Consider the following 15088-nt stretch of genomic DNA (forward strand, 5'->3'; position numbering starts at 1 on the left):
CCTGCCGGGCGGCGCTCACCGTCCCCTCACCGCGCGCTCACCCGCGCCTCGCCGTGCGGTGAGTTCGGTGACGACGGTTTCGGGCAGCCCGGCGAGGCGGAGGACGTCCGCGCGTCCCAACCGGGTGGCCTCGGCGTGGACGCCGGCGTACGCGGGGTCGATCTCGGGCGCGTCCCGGGCCGGGACGACGCGCAGCACGGCGGCGGCGCCGAGCAGCCGCGCATGCGATTCGGGGTCGCCCTCGGCGGCGGCGAGTTCGGCGAGGGCCTCGACGCCCCGGGCGCCGTCACCGGACGCGCCGAACCGCTCCGCCGACTCGACGGCCTCGCGGAAGCGGGCGCGGGCGGTGTCGTGGTCGCCGTGCGCGGCGGCGACCCGGCCGAGGCCGACGAGCGCGCCGACGCGGTGGCCGACGCTCTTGACCCAGTGCGGCTCGAACCGTTCGAGGGCGTCCTCGTAGCGGCGCCGTGCCCCGGTCAGGTCGCCGTAGAGGAGGGCGATGTCGCCGAGCCCGCGCAGCGCCGCCGCGAGCGTGGTGGGGCTGCCCGCGCGGCGGGCGAGCGCGGCGGCGCGCCGGTAGTCGGCGAGCGCGCCCGGCACATCGCCGGGCACGCGGTGGTCGCCCCGGTTGACCAGCAGGTCGGCGCTGTCGTCCAGGGCCCCGACCTGCTCGGTGAGCGCGAGCGCCTCGTCGGTCAGCGCGATCGCCTGCGCGCGGTCGCCGCGCAGCGCCGCCAGCCCGGCCAGCGCGTCCAGGGCGAGCGCGGTGCCCCAGCGGTCGCCGAGCGCGCGGAACCCGGCGGCGGACGCGGCGAACTCCCGTCCGGCGGCGCCGGTGTCGCCGGAGGCGAGGTGGGGGAAGCCCGTGACGAAACGGGCGGCCGCGCGGGCCCACGGGTCGCCGTCCTCGCGGGCGCCGGTGACGATCGCGTAGGCGGCGGGGCCGTCGGCGTTGCGCATCAGCCACAGGAACGGGACGGACGGGTACCGCGCCGCCGTAGCCGCGTTCTGGGCCAGCGCCGCCTCGGCCGCCTGGCGATGCCGCTGCCACGCCTTGTCCGCGTAGGCGGCGAGGAGCACGCAGGTCACGTACTCCTCGTCGAGCCCGTCCGGTGGGTGGGGGCCGAGCGCGGCGAGGACGGCGGCGGCGTCGGACGCGGCGGCCGTCGAAAGTCCCCGGATCCACAGGTAATGCGACAGCGCCGCGCACAGCCGCAGCGCGAGCCGTGTTTCCCGTGTTTCGGCCGCCCAGTGCAGCGCGGCGAGGAGGTTGTCGTGCTCGGCGGCGAGGACGGGCAGCCACTCCAGCTGCTCGGCCCGCCGCAGATGCGGGTCGGCCTCCTCGGCCAGCGCGAGGTAGTGGCGGGCGTGCGCGTGCCCGATGTCGTCGGCGGGATCGAGTTGCTCCGCCCCGAAGGCCCGGATCGTCTCCAGCATCCGGTAGCGGCCGCCGGCGAACTCCAGCAGCGACTTGTCGGTGAGCGACTCCAGCGCCTCGTCCCCGCACAGGCGCCGCGCGGCCGCGGCCGTCGCGCCGCCCGCGAACACCGTGAACCGGGACGCGGCGCGCCGCTCGTCCACCGTGAGCAGGTCCCAGCTCCACGCGACGACGGAGCGGAGCGTGCGGTGCCGCGCGTCGGCGGTGCGGGCGCCGCGGGTGGGGACGCTCAGCCGACCGTGCAGCCGGTCGTCCAGCCGGGAGGCGAGGTCGGACAGGTCCAGCGTGCGGGTCCGGGCGGCGGCGAGCTCGATGGCGAGCGGCAGGTCGTCGAGCGCCGCGCAGATCCGCCGGACCGTGCCCGGATCTCCGGCGGCCCCGCGCCGGACGGCCTCCGCGCGCTCGGTGAACAGCCGCACCGCCGCGTCGCCGTCCAGCGGCCGGACCGGCCACAGGTGCTCGCCGGTTATCCCGAGCGGCTCCCGGCTCGTGGCGAGGACGCGCAGGTCGGGGCAGGCGGCGAGCAGCCGTCCGGCGAGCGCGGCGACGCCCGCGACGAGGTGCTCGCAGTTGTCGAGGACGAGCAGCAGCGCCCGCCCGGGCAGCGCCGCCACCAGCCGCTCGACCGCGTCCCCACCGCCCTGGCGGAGGCCGCTTTCGCGGAGGCCGAGCGCGCCGAGCAGGGCCTGCGGCAGCCCGGCCGGGTCGCGCAGCGGCGCCAGCTCGACGAAGCACACCTCGCCCGCCGCCCGGGACGCGACCTCGACGGCGAGCCGGGTCTTCCCCACGCCGCCCGGCCCGTGCAGCGTGACCAGCCGGTTCGCGGCGATGAGCCGGCCGACCCCGGTCACGTCGGCGTCGCGTCCGACGAACGAGGTGAGCTGCGCGGGCGGCGCGGCCGGGTTCGGGTCGGCGCGCAGCAGCGCCGCGTGCAGGGCGGTCAGCTCGGGCGAGGGGTCGGCGCCCAGCTCGTCCGCGAGCCGCCGCCGGGTCCGCTCGAACACCGCGAGCGCCTCGGCGCGGTCGCCGCCGTCCCGCAGGGCGCGGACGAGCAGCGCCGCCAGCCGCTCCCGGAGCGGGTAGAGGACGGTCAGCTCCCGCAGCTCGGGGACGGCGGCGCGGTGCCGCCCGAGCCGCAGGTCGGCTTCGAGCCGGTCCTCGATCGCGGCCGCCCGCCGCTCCTCCAGCCGGACGGCGTCGGCGGCCACCGGCGCCGGGACGTCGGCGAGCGCCGGGCCCCGCCACAGCGCGAGCGCGGCGCGGAGCAGGTCGGCGGCGCGGCGCGGGTCGCCGTCGCGCAGGGCGGAGCGTCCCTCGGCGGCGAGGCGCTCGAACCGGTGCGCGTCCACGTCGTCCGGGGGCACGAGGATCCGGTAGCCGTCCCCGGCCCGCTCGATCGGCGCGTCCGCGCCCAGCGCCGCGCGGAGCCGCGACACCTGCGCCTGCAACGCGTGACCGCCCGGGCTTCCGGTGCCCTCGGCCAGCCGTCCCATCGAGACGATCTCCCCTGGGGAGACGAGCAGTAGCGCCAGCAGAGCGCGGCGCGCGGGCCCGCCGAGCGCGACCTCATCCCCGCGCTCGTCCCCGTCCTCGCGCCACGCCCGGGTGTCGCCGAGGATGCCGAACCGCATGTCAGGGTGTCAGCGACGCGACGATCTCGGCGGCGGGGGCGGCGGACGCGTGCCGGAACCCCTCGCCCGCCCACAGGTTGACGGTGTCCGGGTCGCCTTGCGCGGCCGCCGCTTTGCGCAGGGGCGAGGTCACGTAGTGCACGTCCGGATAGGCGGCGGGCGCGGCCTTCGAATGCTCCGCGAGAAAGCGGTTCACCAGGCCGCGCGCGGGCCGTCCGCTGAAAGCCCGGGTCATGGCGGTGGACGTGAAACGCGGATCGGTGAGCGCCGCCTTGTGCACCTCACTGGCACCGCTCTCCGGGCAGAGCAGGAATCCGGTCCCGATCTGCGCCGCGACAGCACCGAGCGACAAGACCTCGGCGACGTCCTCGGACGTGGCCAGTCCCCCGGCCGCGATCAGCGGCTGCGGCACCGCATCGCGCACGAGCCGGAGCAGTTCCCGAATGCCGAGCGCGTCCTCGTCCAGGGAATTGGTGAACGACCCGCGATGCCCTCCGGCCTCCAGTCCCTGGACGCACAGCACGTCGGCCGCGGACGCCGCGCGCGCCTCGTCCGCGCTGGTCACCGTGACGATGACGACGATCCCGCGATCCTGGAAGGCGCGAATGACATCGGGCGCCGGGCACCCGAACGTGAAGCTCACAAAGGCGACGGGGTCGGCGAGCAGAGCGACGATTTTGGCGTCATAGTCGTCATCGCGCTCGGCGGGCACGCCGAGCACGACCCCCAACCGCTCCGCCTCGGGCGCCAACCGCTGACGGTAAGCGTCCACCGCGCCGGGATCGATGTCGTCCAATGACGGCATGAAAAGGTTCATCCCGAACGGACGCGACGTCATCGCCCGCGTCGCCGCGATCTCCTCGCGCATCGCGTCGGCGGTCTTGTAACCGGCGGCGAGGAAACCGGCGCCGCCCGCGTCCGAGACGGCGGCGGCGAGGGCGGGCGTGGACGGCCCCCCGGCCATCGGCGCCTGGACGATCGGCCTCTCCAACTTCACGAAGTCGGGCACGAGGGCAAGATAGCTGACCGGAGCCGTTCTAAGGGGAGCAGGATGCGGGTGTTGCTGCACTACGACATGGACCATTCCGAACCCGGACTGGACATCGTGAGCTGCTCGGAGCAGGACGACGCGCGGCTCGCCCGGCTCCTCCCCGACACCGAGGTCATCTGGCATGTGCTGCGTCCGCTGACGGCGGCCGACATGGACCGGGCACCGAAGCTGCGCCTGATCCAGAAGCTCGGCACCGGCGTCAACACGATCGACCTCGACGCGGCCCGGGAGCGGGGCGTCCAGGTCGCGAACATGCCGGGACGCAACGCGCAGGCCGTCGCGGAGACCAGCCTGCTCCTGACCCTGTCGGTGCTGCGCCGTATCGTCGCGTTCGACGCGCGGACGCGGCGCGGGGAGGGCTGGCCCGCCGACCGCGCCCTGGTCGGCGGCGAGCTGCGCGGACGGACGGTCGGGCTGCTCGGCGGCGGCGAGATCGCCGGGCTGCTGCGCGGGATGCTGGAGGCGGTCGGCGCGCGCGTCGTGTTCACCTCCCGGCGCCCGCGCCGCGACGACCCCTCCTGGATGGAGCTGGACGACCTGCTGCGGATCAGCGACGTCGTGTCCGTGCACATCCCGCTGACCGAGGAGACCCACCACCTGCTCGACGCGCGGCGGCTGGCGCTGCTGCCGCCGGGCGCGATCGTGGTCAACACGGCGCGCGGCGCGGTGATCGACGAGGCCGCGCTCGTGGACGCGCTGGCGTCCGGGCGGCTCGGCGGCGCCGGGCTCGACGTGTTCGAGCGGGAGCCGGTCGACCCGGCGAACCCGCTGCTCACGCTCGACAACGTGGTCGTGATGCCGCACGTCGCGTGGCTGACCCGCGAGACCTGGGCCCGCTACTTCGCGGTCGCCGCCGAGAACTGCCGCCGCCTGGCGAGCGGCGAAGAGCTGCTCCACCTCGTCTAGCCCATCTAGGCAGGGAGCATCACCGGCTTGACCACCTCCCCGGCGAGCGCGTCGGCCTCGGCGCGGTTGATCTCGGCGAGCGGATAGGTGCGGATCAGCCGGTCGAACGGGAACCGCCCCTGCCGCCACAGCTCGATCATCTTCGGGATGAACGTGTGCGGAACGGCGTCGCCCTCGATGATCCCCTTGACCGTGCGTCCCATCAGCAGGAGCGTCGCGTCCAGCCGGTACTCCGGCGCGCCGACGCCGACGAGGCCGCAGACGCCGGTCGTGCGCAGCGACGCGACCGCCGCCGAGACGACCTCGGGGACGGCGGTCGTGTCCAGCGCGAACTGCACGCCCTCGCCGCTGGGAACCGCCGCCCGCACCCGCGCCGCGAGATCGCCGTCCGCGCCGTCCAGGACGTGCGTGGCGCCGAGCTCGCGGGCCAGCTCGCGGCGCGCGGGATGCCGCTCGACGGCGACGATCACGGTCGCGCCCGCCAGCCGCGCGGCCAGCACCGCCGCGAGCCCGACCGCGCCCGCCCCGAAGATCACGATGCTGTCCCCCGCCCGGACACCCAACGAGACCAGCACGGACGCGGCGCCGGTCTGCACGCCGCAGCCGAGCGGCCCGAGCAGTTCCAGCGGCAGATCCCCGGGCACCGGCACGACGCACCGCGCCGAGGCCAGCGCGTGGGACGCGAACGACGACTGCCCGAACCACCGGTTGTGCACGGGCGCGCCGTCGAGGCCGGCGGCGCGCGGCGTCCCGTCCAGCTGCACGCCCGTCAGGTTGAGCGCGGCCATGTCACGGCAGTTCCCGGGACGCGCGTCCCGGCAGTTCGCGCACGTCCCGCACGAGTCGATCGACAGCACGACCGGGTCGCCCGCCGCCACCCCGCGCACGCCCGGCCCGACCGCCTCCACGACGCCCGCGCCCTCGTGCCCGAGGATGACGGGCTTGGCGACGATGTCGCCGTCGACGCGTCCGAGCTGGTCGGTGTGGCACATGCCGGTGCCCGCGATCCGGACGAGCACCTCCCCGGGCCCCGGGTCGGCCAGCTCGACCTTTTCGATCGCGTACGGCGCGTCGGCCGCACGCAGCACCGCCGCATCGATCAGCACACCGCGCCCCCCTCAGACGAGCGAGTAGCGGACGGGCAGCCGCTTCAGACCGCCGACGAACGTGGTCGCGATGCTCTCCGGCGTCCCCGCCAGCTCGATCGACGCGAGCCTCGGCACCAGCTCCTCGAAGAACGCGCGGACCTCGATCCGCGCCAGCGCCGCGCCCAGGCAGTAGTGCACGCCGAACCCGAACGCCAGGTGCTTGTTCGGGTCGCGGCCGACGTCGAAGGCGAACGGGTCCGCGAAGACGTTCTCGTCCCGGTTCGCGGACGGGTAGGACAGCAGCAGCGAATCACCCTCGGGAATCGTGACGCCGTGCAGCTCGTAGTCGCGCGCGGCCGTCCGCATGAACTCCTTGACGGGCGTGACCCAGCGGATCATCTCGTCCACGGCGAGCGGCATCAGCTCGGGCCGGTCGCGGAGCCGTGCGAGCTGGTCCGGATGCTCCACGAGCGCGTGCAGCCCGCCCGCGATCACCGCGCTCGTCGTGTCGTGCCCGGCGGTCGCGACGATGACGTAGTAGGACGCGGTGTCGAAGTCGTTCAGCGGCTCGCCGTCCACGCGCGCGTTCGCGATGGCCGAGGCCAGGTCGTCGGTCGGACGCGCGCGCCGCGCCTCGGTGAGCCCCTGGAAGTAGGCAAAGAAGTCCAGCAGCACCGCCACCTTCTCCTCGCTGGTCCGGCCGCGCTGCAACTCGTCGTCGTCGCCGCCGAACAGCTCCTGGGTGAGCTTCAGCATCCGGTCGAAGTCGCTCTCCGGCAGGCCGAGCAGCGACAAGATCACATAAAGCGGGAAATGCACCGCGACCTGCCGGGCGAAGTCGCACTCGCCGCCGAACTCCACCATCCGGTCGACGTACCGGCGGGCCAACTCCCGGACGCGCGGCTCCAGCGCCCGCATCGCGCGCGGCCGGAACCAGTCGGCGCCGATCGCCCGGATGACCCGGTGGTCGGGGTCGTCCATGTGGATGAGCGTGCGCAGCGCGATCCCCTGCTCCTGCCGCTGCCGGTTGATCTCGTCGAACTCGGCGGTGGTGAGCAGCGGGCGCGGCGCGTTGAGGAACACCTCGTGCTCCCGCTCGACCTCCATGATGTCGGCGTGCCGCGTGACCGCCCAGAACGGGTTGTACCCGGGTGCCTCGACGCGGTGCACCGGCGAGTCGCGGCGCAGCAGCGCGAGCGCGTCGTGCAGCCGCGTCTCGTCGGCGTAGCAGGCGGGGTCCGCGAGCGCGCGGCCCGCCTCGTCCACGGTCAGGATCATGCGGTCGGCTCCTCCGTCGTTGCCCACGCGCAACGGGACCTGGGAGCCGCGTCCGGCCAGGCCCTCCCACCCGGCCGTAGCCGGGCCACCCTGCCGTACCCCCGGGCGAAACCGCTGCGCGCCCTCAATCGCATTTTCCAGGCTGCGGCGCGGATGGCCATACCTCGCACCCCGCGCGTCGCCCCCGGGTAACCCGGTTCTCCGAGGTCAGCACCCATGAGCAACCGGACAAGACAGAATGGGAGCGGGCCAAGACGGCAGCGGTGGCGGGCCAAGGCGGTGAAGGCCATCTCACAGTGGGCGACCGGCGGGTAGGGTTCCGAGCAGACATGACCTCTCGCTCCCTGGAGATCCGGCCGCTCACCGCACGATCGGTGGTGCTGAGCACGCTGCTCGGCGTCCACCCGCCCCGGCTCCCCGCCCGCTACCTCGTGCGCGCCGGCGACCTGTTCGGCATCGCGGAGGGCACGATCCGGGTGGCGCTGTCGCGGATGGTGGCCTCCGGCGACCTCGTCCAGGACGAGGGCATGTACACGCTGACCGAACGCCTCCTCGCCCGGCAGGCCCGCCAGGACGAGAGCCGCCTGCCCCCCACCCGCGCCTGGGACGGCACGTGGGAGATCGCCGTGATCACCGCCGAGCGCCGTCCCGCCACCGAGCGCGCCGCGCTCCGGCAGGCGATGTCGGAGCTGCGGCTGGCCGAACTCCGCGAGGGCACCTGGCTCCGTCCGGCGAACCTGACCCGTCCGCGCCCCGAGACCGTGGTGCGGCAGTGCACGTTCCTCAACGCGCGCCCCGAGTCCGACCCCGCCGCGCTCGCCGCGTCCCTGTGGGACCTCGACGGCTGGACGGAGTCGGCCCGCGCCCTGCGCGACGCCCTCCGGCGCGCCACCACGACGTCCGAGAAGTTCACGCTCTCGGCCGCCGCGCTCCGGCACCTCCTGCGGGACCCGATCCTGCCGCCGGAACTGCTCCCCCGCGACTGGCCGGGCCCCGACCTGCGCGCCCTCTACGAACGCTTCGAGACCGACCTGGAGCAACTGCTGATGGACAGGGTGCTGTCCTGACCGTCCCGGATCACAGGGCCTGGTAGCCGCCCTCGACGATCACCTTGGCGACGGCGGCGTAGTCGTCGGGATTGTCGGGGACGGTCGTCGCGAGCCCGTCCACATACCGGTTGAACATGCAGAACGCCGCCGCGATCAGGACGGTGTCGTGCAGTTCCAGATCGGTCGCCCCGGCGGCCCGGGCCGCCGCGATGTCCTCCGGTCGGACGTCCTGCCCCGATCGCTGGACGGCCGCGGCCACCCGCAGCAGCGCCTTCAGCTTCTCGGGGATCGGCGCGCCGTCCAGATCGGCCCGGACCCGGGCGACCAGCTCCATCCCCTCGGGGAGCTGCGCGGCCGCGAACGCCGAATGCGACGACGCGCAGAAGTCGCAGTCGTTGAGCGAGGACACGTACGCGGCGATCAGCTCGCGCGCGCCCCGCGTCAGCGTGCTCGGTCCCCGCAGCAGGATCTCGGCCAGCTCGTTCATCGGACGCGCGGTCTCGGGCCGGTAGGCGAACAGCGACAGGATGCCCGGGGCGTCGTTTCCGAGGGCGATGTGCGGCACGGCTTCCTCCAGGGGGTCGATACACACAGCATGGGGGCGGACGGGCCGGCTTGCCTGAATCGTGATCTAGATGGCCTTGTCCGGTCAGGGATTCCCGGGCACAGTCACGGTGGCCCGCACTGTCGCGGGAGACGTCGGGAGGTAGACGGATGGCCTCGGTGTTGGACGGGATGCTTCGCCGCAAACCCATCGAGCAGATCGACGACGAGCACGCCCCCTCCGGCCTCACCCGGACGCTCGGGCTGTGGCAGCTCACCGCGATCGGCATCGGCGGGATCATCGGCGCCGGGATCTTCTCGCTGGCCGGAGCGGTCGCGAACGAGAAGGCCGGGCCCGCCGTCCTGATCTCGTTCCTCGTCGCGGGCATCGCGAGCGCGGCGGCGGCGTTCTCCTACGCGGAGTTCGCCGGGCTCATCCCCCGCGCGGGTTCCGCGTACACCTACGGGTACGCGGTGCTCGGCGAGTTCACGGGCTGGGCGATCGGCTGGGACCTGCTCCTGGAGTACACCGCGATCGTGGCGGTGGTCGCGATCGGCATCTCCGGCTACTTCAACGACCTGCTCGGCTTCCTCGACATCGACCTCCCGCTCTGGATGGTCGGCGCGCCCGGCACCGAACCGAAGGGCGTCGCGGACGGCAGCTACAAGGTCAACCTGTTCGCCGCCCTGCTCTGCCTGCTGATCGCCTGGATCCTCAACCTCGGCATGAAGAGCGCCGCCCGGTTCGAGACCGCGCTGGTCTACCTCAAGGTCGGCATCGTCCTGCTGGTCATCGTCGTCGGCGTCTTCAAGATCAAGAGCAGCAACTACTCGCCGTTCCTGCCCTTCGGCTGGTCGGGCGCCTTCACCGGGGCCGCGACCGTCTTCTTCGCCGTCTTCGGCTACGACGCGATGTCGACCGCCGCCGAGGAGTCGCAGGAGGCCCGCAAGCACATGCCGAAGGCGATCATCTACTCGCTCGCGATCTCGATGGTCCTGTACGTCCTGGCCTGCCTGGTCCTGACCGGCATGGTCGACTACCGCGACATCGACCCGAACGCGGCCTTCTCCTCCGCCTTCGACTCCGTCGGCATGGACGCGCTCGGCGCCGTCATCGCGGTCGGCGCGATCCTCGGCGTGCTGACCGTCCTGTTCACGTTCATGATGGGCGCCACCCGCGTCTGGTTCTCGATGAGCCGCGACGGCCTGCTCCCCGCCTGGTTCGCCAGGACCCACGAGACCCGCCACGTCCCGACCCGCATCACCTGGATCCTCGGCGCCGGGTCCGCGATCATCGCCGGTTTCCTGCCCATCGCGGAAGCGGCGGAACTCACCAACATCGGCATTCTGCTGGCCTTCATCGTGGTCTGCGTAGCCGTGATCGTCCTGCGTTACAAGCGTCCCGATCTGCCCCGCGAGTTCCGCACACCGGGCATGCCCGTCGTCCCCATCATCGGCGTCGTCTTCTCGATCTGGCTGATCACCTTCCTGCAATGGGAAACGTGGGTCCGCTTCGCCGTCTGGTTCGCCCTCGGCTGCCTCGTCTACTTCGCCTACAGCCGCTTCAAATCACACCTGAACACCCGCTGAAACGGTGGCGGCGGCCCCAGGGAAGCGCTGGGGCCGCGGCACCCCGAACTACGACCTCTTGATCTGGACGCGGTAGACGAACTCGCCCCACAGATGCACCGGGCCGCGATGCCAGGACACCTCGACCGGCCGTCCGTTCACGTCGATGGCGACGTGGTAGAGCTCGAATACCGGCTGGTCGTCCTGGATGTCGAAGAATTCCTGCTCACCGCCCGTCGGAGGCCGGGACAGCGTCAGGTATTCGTCGGCGTAGACCTCCTCGTGTCCGAGGTCCTTCATTGTGGTGAGCATGCCGCCGCTCGGCTGGGTGAGGTCCTCCAGCCGAGTTCCGAACGCGATCTCGCCTGGAATGTAGGACGGCGCCTTCTGCACGAGGGTGTCGTCGGCGTACATGTCGCGGTCGCGGACCAGAACCTGGGCGTCCGGCTCGATGCCGAGGAACTCGGCGATCCGGCGGGGCGGAACCTCCCGGCGCACGCTGGTCTCCGAGCGCGGCGTCATCCCCTGCCGCCGCACCTCGGCGGCGAACCCGCCGCGATCCTCGACGCGCTTCGCCTCGTTGTATCGATCGCGTGCGTCCCTGGTGATCTGGGGCATGTGGGTCACCTTCGTCTTTCTTCCTTGGCCCAAGCTGAGCAAGCCCTGCCTGCGCAGTCCTTGAAGCGCGCGGTTGATCGTACTGTCGCTCACGCCGAACTCGGCGGCGAGCGTGCGCTGGCTGGGGAAATCCGAGCCCCTGGGATACGGCGAGTCCTCTCTGAGAATCCGATCTCGCAGGACCGCCGCGATGTCGTTGGCACTCAGACCCGCCATGCGCGTGCTTCCTCCACTCTTCGGCAACTTCCCCGATCAGTTGCGCCGATCATTCACTCAGTGGCCGAACTGATTGAAGCTCATGCCGCTTCCGACATGGTTGGTTGACCAGTCCGTCCGGGGTCCAGCACTCTGAGCGAGACAACGAACGTTTAAGCAGTGAAGCACATCGGCGAAGATCCCCACCAGAATCCCCCTGGACCCGGAGTTTCAGATGTCGTTAGACCAGTCCAAAATCGGAGAAATCACCCCTGGAACCACCAATCACATCTATTCCCCCGAACCCCAACAATCTCCCCGGTCGGACGAGGCACACCTGTATGACGTCGAGGTGAGCTGGCTCCGCGCCGTGGTCGACGCGCTTGACGCGGCCGGCGGATTCAGGACGTCGATCAGCCAGCCGTTCGGAAGCGGCGCGCCCTTCCTCCACGTCGTCGGCGAGGGCGGCGGCCGCTTCGCCGAAACAGTCCGCACCCGCCGCGTCCCCGACGACGGAGGCGTCCGAGGCGTCTGGTCCTGGGGCGAGGACATCGCCGGCGGCGGAGACGCACAGGAGGCGGCAAAAGCAATCAGGCGGGTCGTCAACCCCCGGATGTGACCCGCACAAAAAGCGGCGCCCTCTAGGCCCCGAGCAAAGACCTAGAGGGCGCCGTGATGCAAATCAGCGAACCCGCCGCTCGATCTCCTCAAAAATATCGGCATCCGTCTCCCGCTGCCAGGAAGGCATTTTCCCCCAGTCAGCCGTATAGGACGGCTTCGGATCCGAGAAGTGCTTGTAAATCTGCGCCGTCCAACACAACGCAACAAACCGCCCCTTCTGCTCCCGAGACAGCTTGCCCGTCGCACCCCCAGCCACACGCACGAACTGCTCAACCTGCCCATAGACGGCTGCCGCCGCCTCCCGCTCCCACTCAGGAGTGTCCTCCCAAGGCGCGACATACCCCGCCTTGGGCTCCCCGGGAAAGTGCCGCCGAACCCCCGCGACCCAAGCCTCCCGAAAAACACGCCCACCCTGCCGTCCCTCAGAAGACCCTTGCACGACGCTCCTCACACTAGGTCGATGCGCTCAACAAGCTGCGCAATTCGCGTGTCACCTGAAACCGAGCCCAGCTCAGCCCGAAGCAAACGCAGTTTCCGGCCGACGTACCCCGACGACCGAGTCCGGTCGGCGATGTCGATCGCCTGTGCACCGTATTCAAGAACCTGGTCGAGATCCCGCACCCGCACACCAAGCCCTGCCAGGTCTACAAGAATGCTCCCCTTGCGCCGCAAGGAGTTCGCCACCCCAAGCGCTTCACCCAGTGCTCCAGAGGCAAGTTCAGGACGACCAAGGGCCGCATAACACGTCCCCCGCTGCTCCGCGAGCCGAGTGCCGTCAAAGCGAAGCCAACCACCCGGGACGTTCGCGTCCGAAGAGCCCCCGACCCGCTCGGCGACCCCAAGCGCCCTTTCGCAGAAGCCCAGCTCCCCAAGACCCGCGTGAACCTCCGCACGAACAGCCGCTACCCAGTAACGCGTCGGGAGTTGCCCGTCGCCACGCCCAGCGACACGCTCGGCCGAGTCCAGAAGGTCGAGAGCCGAGCCGTACTCCCGCTCATACAGGTCCACATAGGCGTGGCGGGTAAGGGCACACGCCCACTGATCGAAGGCTCCCCCCTCCTTACTCGCATCGGCGGCCAGCTTGTAGCAGTGGGCGGCCTCGACATACCTGTTCGCGTCGAACATGATCTCCCCGGCGAGCTGGAGGAGATCACCGGCCAGCACGCAGAGCCGCACATGCTCCTCGTGGGAGCGCGCGTCACGCAGCGCGGCGGTCAGCAGCCCCAGTTGTTCACGCACCGCTGGATGAACCGCCCTCTTCGCAGGTGAGAGGGCGAAGACCTGCCACAAGTGCGAGTTCAACAGCTCGAACTGGTCGATCTGCTCGATGTCATCGGCGTGGGCGGCGATCGGGGCAGGGGTGGCGATAAGCGCACCCATGATGCTCAGCAGGCGAAGCAGCTCGCGGCGTCCCATGCGTTCCCCACCGCGCAACGCACCGGGCCGTCTCCCTGCCGCCATGGACTCCTCGTGAAGGGACGCTGGTGCATCCTGCCTGGTCAGCGTACGACGCGTACCGACGATGCAGTGGCGATGCACCAGAGATGCACCAGGGACGCGCCGTGCTTGCCCTGGGGCGAACGAGCGGGCTCGTGTTCCCTGGTCCCGAGCGAGCCACTCCCAACGAAGGGGCACCGGTGACCAGCCGACCCGATCGTTCAGCTTCGTCCAGGGGAAAAGATCTCTCCCCGCGCATCAATGAGGCGTCGGGCGCACGCGACGACACTTCCCAGCGAGCCTCGCGACCCGACGTTCAGCCCGAGGGACGCCGCGCAGGCGAGGTTCGGACCTATGGCATCGAGGTCCGGTGGCTTCGGGCCGTGGTCGAGGCGCTCGACGCGGTCGGTGGGTTCAAGACGTCGATCAGGCAACCACTCGGCGGTGAGGCGCCGTTTCTCTACGTCGTGGGTGACGGGGGCGGCCGGTTCGCCGAGACCGTCCGCACGCGACGGGTCGCCGGGGACGGAGGTGTCCGGGGCGTCTGGTCGTGGGGCGAGGACGTCCCGGGTGCCGGGAGCCCACAGGAGGCGGCGAAGGCGATCGCCAGGGTCGTCAACCCCAGGATGTGACCTCGATGGATGAGGCGGAGGACGGTGGCATGGACGAGGCGCGGTCCGAGGCGTATCCGCTCAGGAAGCTGGGGCTCGTGGCGCAGGTCAACAACGTGCCCGCGGATACGTGGATGGCGTCCAGGTTCGCGGCGATCCTGGTCGGTGTCAGCCCTTCGCGGCTGGATGGGTGGGCGTCTGCGGGGTTGTTGTCCTATCGGCAGGACGGGCCGTCCGGGCCGATGAGGTATCTCAGGGCCGAACGGCTGATCGTGTGCGGGCTGGGCGTCGGCGGGGAGCCGCCTACCGTCGAGGCCGTGCGGCGGCATGTGCGCCATAGGAAGGGGCACGGCGCCCTCTAGGTCGCGAGGGAAAGGTTCTGAGCACGATCCCGGCCTAGAGGGCGCCGTGGTCTTTGGGGGTTAGGAGCTCGGGGGTGTCAGGCGCGGGCGTTGTCGAAGCGGGTCTTGACGTCCGTCCAGTTGACGAGGGACCACAGCTTCTGGACGTAGTCGGGGCGCACGTTGCGGTACTGGAGGTAGTACGCGTGCTCCCAGGCGTCGAAGACCAGGAGCGGGGTGGTGTTCAGGCCGACGTTGCCGTGGTGGTCGTAGACCTGCTCGACCACGAGGCGGCGGCTGAGGGGCTCCCAGGCGAGGATGCCCCAACCTGAGCCCTGCACCAGGGACGTCGCATTGGAGAGCTGCTTCTGGAAGGCCTCGAACGAGCCGAAGTGCTCGTCGATGGCGGCGGCGAGTTCGCCGTCGGGGCGGTCGCCGCCGTCCGGGGAGAGGTTGTCCCAGAAGATCGAGTGCAGGACGTGTCCGGACAGGTTGAACGCGAACGTCTTCTCCAGGCCGACCAGGCCGCCGTACTGCTCCTTGTCCCGCGCCTCGGCGAGCTTCTCCAGCGTGTCGTTGGCCCCCTTGACGTAGGCGGCGTGGTGCTTGGAGTGGTGCAGCTCCAGGATCTCGCCGGTGATCGCCGGTTCCAGGGCCGCGTAGTCGTAAGGAAGGTCGGGAAGCGTGTAGTCAGCCATACCGCCACTATTGC

At 71.4% G+C, this 15088-nt stretch carries 14 protein-coding genes and 1 pseudogene; 6 read left to right on the forward strand and 9 right to left on the reverse strand.

All coding sequences use genetic code 11. The features are described from left to right. Window positions 1-15: 15 nt before the first annotated feature. Window positions 16-3069, reverse strand: a complete 3054-nt coding sequence (locus K2F47_RS26865) for an ATP-binding protein (protein ID WP_242908178.1) — start codon at window positions 3067-3069, stop codon at window positions 16-18. A gap of 1 nt (window position 3070) precedes the next feature. Beyond that, complete coding sequence (locus K2F47_RS26870; RefSeq protein WP_308198477.1) at window positions 3071-4078, reverse strand: nitronate monooxygenase; 1008 nt, start codon at window positions 4076-4078, stop codon at window positions 3071-3073. A gap of 42 nt (window positions 4079-4120) precedes the next feature. Here K2F47_RS26870 and K2F47_RS26875 point away from each other — a divergent pair, with 42 nt between their 5' ends. Further along, complete coding sequence (locus K2F47_RS26875; protein ID WP_242908180.1) at window positions 4121-5026, forward strand: NAD(P)-dependent oxidoreductase; 906 nt, start codon at window positions 4121-4123, stop codon at window positions 5024-5026. Between the two features lie 5 nt (window positions 5027-5031). Here the strand turns inward: K2F47_RS26875 and K2F47_RS26880 are convergent, their stop codons facing one another. Further along, window positions 5032-6132 carry an NAD(P)-dependent alcohol dehydrogenase gene (locus K2F47_RS26880; RefSeq protein WP_242908181.1) on the reverse strand — a complete coding sequence of 367 codons (1101 nt, stop codon included), beginning with the start codon at window positions 6130-6132 and terminating at the stop codon, window positions 5032-5034. Window positions 6133-6144: 12 nt separating this feature from the next. Continuing rightward, window positions 6145-7392 carry a cytochrome P450 gene (locus K2F47_RS26885; protein WP_242908182.1) on the reverse strand — a complete coding sequence of 416 codons (1248 nt, stop codon included), beginning with the start codon at window positions 7390-7392 and terminating at the stop codon, window positions 6145-6147. A gap of 329 nt (window positions 7393-7721) precedes the next feature. Here K2F47_RS26885 and K2F47_RS26890 point away from each other — a divergent pair, with 329 nt between their 5' ends. Beyond that, a complete protein-coding gene (locus K2F47_RS26890) occupies window positions 7722-8459 on the forward strand; it encodes a PaaX family transcriptional regulator C-terminal domain-containing protein (RefSeq protein ID WP_242908183.1) in 738 nt (245 codons plus the stop codon). A 10-nt stretch (window positions 8460-8469) separates the two neighbouring features. Here K2F47_RS26890 and K2F47_RS26895 read toward each other — a convergent pair whose 3' ends face one another. After that, complete coding sequence (locus K2F47_RS26895; RefSeq protein ID WP_242908185.1) at window positions 8470-9006, reverse strand: carboxymuconolactone decarboxylase family protein; 537 nt, start codon at window positions 9004-9006, stop codon at window positions 8470-8472. Window positions 9007-9155: 149 nt separating this feature from the next. On the opposite strand from K2F47_RS26895, the gene K2F47_RS26900 reads away from it, so the two are divergent. After that, window positions 9156-10574 carry an amino acid permease gene (locus K2F47_RS26900; RefSeq protein ID WP_242908187.1) on the forward strand — a complete coding sequence of 473 codons (1419 nt, stop codon included), beginning with the start codon at window positions 9156-9158 and terminating at the stop codon, window positions 10572-10574. Between the two features lie 48 nt (window positions 10575-10622). Here K2F47_RS26900 and K2F47_RS26905 read toward each other — a convergent pair whose 3' ends face one another. Together K2F47_RS26905 and K2F47_RS41810 are read right to left on the reverse strand one after the other, a co-directional pair. Continuing rightward, window positions 10623-11171: a UTRA domain-containing protein gene (locus K2F47_RS26905; protein ID WP_242908188.1), complete on the reverse strand. Its 549-nt coding sequence runs from the start codon at window positions 11169-11171 to the stop codon at window positions 10623-10625. Window positions 11172-11180: 9 nt separating this feature from the next. Next, window positions 11181-11387 (reverse strand): annotated as a pseudogene (locus tag K2F47_RS41810) (GntR family transcriptional regulator); the annotation flags it as partial. A gap of 331 nt (window positions 11388-11718) precedes the next feature. Between K2F47_RS41810 and K2F47_RS26910 the strand changes: the two are divergent. Beyond that, the gene (locus K2F47_RS26910; protein WP_242908190.1) at window positions 11719-11985 is read left to right on the forward strand and encodes a hypothetical protein; all 267 of its coding nucleotides are present in this window, start codon (window positions 11719-11721) and stop codon (window positions 11983-11985) included. Between the two features lie 449 nt (window positions 11986-12434). Here the strand turns inward: K2F47_RS26910 and K2F47_RS26915 are convergent, their stop codons facing one another. After that, window positions 12435-13622 (reverse strand): NsdA family TPR-like regulatory protein, encoded by a 1188-nt coding sequence (locus K2F47_RS26915; protein WP_504913428.1) that lies wholly within the window; start codon window positions 13620-13622, stop codon window positions 12435-12437. A gap of 185 nt (window positions 13623-13807) precedes the next feature. Between K2F47_RS26915 and K2F47_RS26920 the strand changes: the two genes are divergently transcribed. Together K2F47_RS26920 and K2F47_RS26925 are read left to right on the forward strand one after the other, a co-directional pair. Continuing rightward, the gene (locus tag K2F47_RS26920; RefSeq protein WP_242908194.1) at window positions 13808-14056 is read left to right on the forward strand and encodes a hypothetical protein; all 249 of its coding nucleotides are present in this window, start codon (window positions 13808-13810) and stop codon (window positions 14054-14056) included. 5 nt (window positions 14057-14061) lie between these two features. Then, window positions 14062-14397, forward strand: a complete 336-nt coding sequence (locus K2F47_RS26925; protein ID WP_242908196.1) for a hypothetical protein — start codon at window positions 14062-14064, stop codon at window positions 14395-14397. Between the two features lie 77 nt (window positions 14398-14474). Here K2F47_RS26925 and K2F47_RS26930 read toward each other — a convergent pair whose 3' ends face one another. Next, window positions 14475-15074: a superoxide dismutase gene (locus K2F47_RS26930; protein ID WP_242908198.1), complete on the reverse strand. Its 600-nt coding sequence runs from the start codon at window positions 15072-15074 to the stop codon at window positions 14475-14477. Window positions 15075-15088 lie beyond the last annotated feature (14 nt).

It is taken from the genome of Actinomadura terrae (genome assembly GCF_022751215.1).
Classification (GTDB): Bacteria; Actinomycetota; Actinomycetes; order Streptosporangiales; family Streptosporangiaceae; genus Spirillospora; species Spirillospora terrae.

Excerpts from the sequence above, each read along its gene's own strand:
- K2F47_RS26905 (WP_242908188.1), bottom strand. The coding sequence starts at position 11,171 with ATGCCCCAGATCACCAGGGACGCACGCGATCGATACAACGAGGCGAAG.
- K2F47_RS26930 (WP_242908198.1), bottom strand. The coding sequence starts at position 15,074 with ATGGCTGACTACACGCTTCCCGACCTTCCTTACGACTACGCGGCCCTG.
- K2F47_RS26900 (WP_242908187.1), top strand. The coding sequence starts at position 9,156 with ATGGCCTCGGTGTTGGACGGGATGCTTCGCCGCAAACCCATCGAGCAG.
- K2F47_RS26865 (WP_242908178.1), bottom strand. The coding sequence starts at position 3,069 with ATGCGGTTCGGCATCCTCGGCGACACCCGGGCGTGGCGCGAGGACGGG.
- K2F47_RS26875 (WP_242908180.1), top strand. The coding sequence starts at position 4,121 with ATGCGGGTGTTGCTGCACTACGACATGGACCATTCCGAACCCGGACTG.
- K2F47_RS26890 (WP_242908183.1), top strand. The coding sequence starts at position 7,722 with ATGACCTCTCGCTCCCTGGAGATCCGGCCGCTCACCGCACGATCGGTG.
- K2F47_RS26925 (WP_242908196.1), top strand. The coding sequence starts at position 14,062 with ATGGATGAGGCGGAGGACGGTGGCATGGACGAGGCGCGGTCCGAGGCG.
- K2F47_RS26885 (WP_242908182.1), bottom strand. The coding sequence starts at position 7,392 with ATGATCCTGACCGTGGACGAGGCGGGCCGCGCGCTCGCGGACCCCGCC.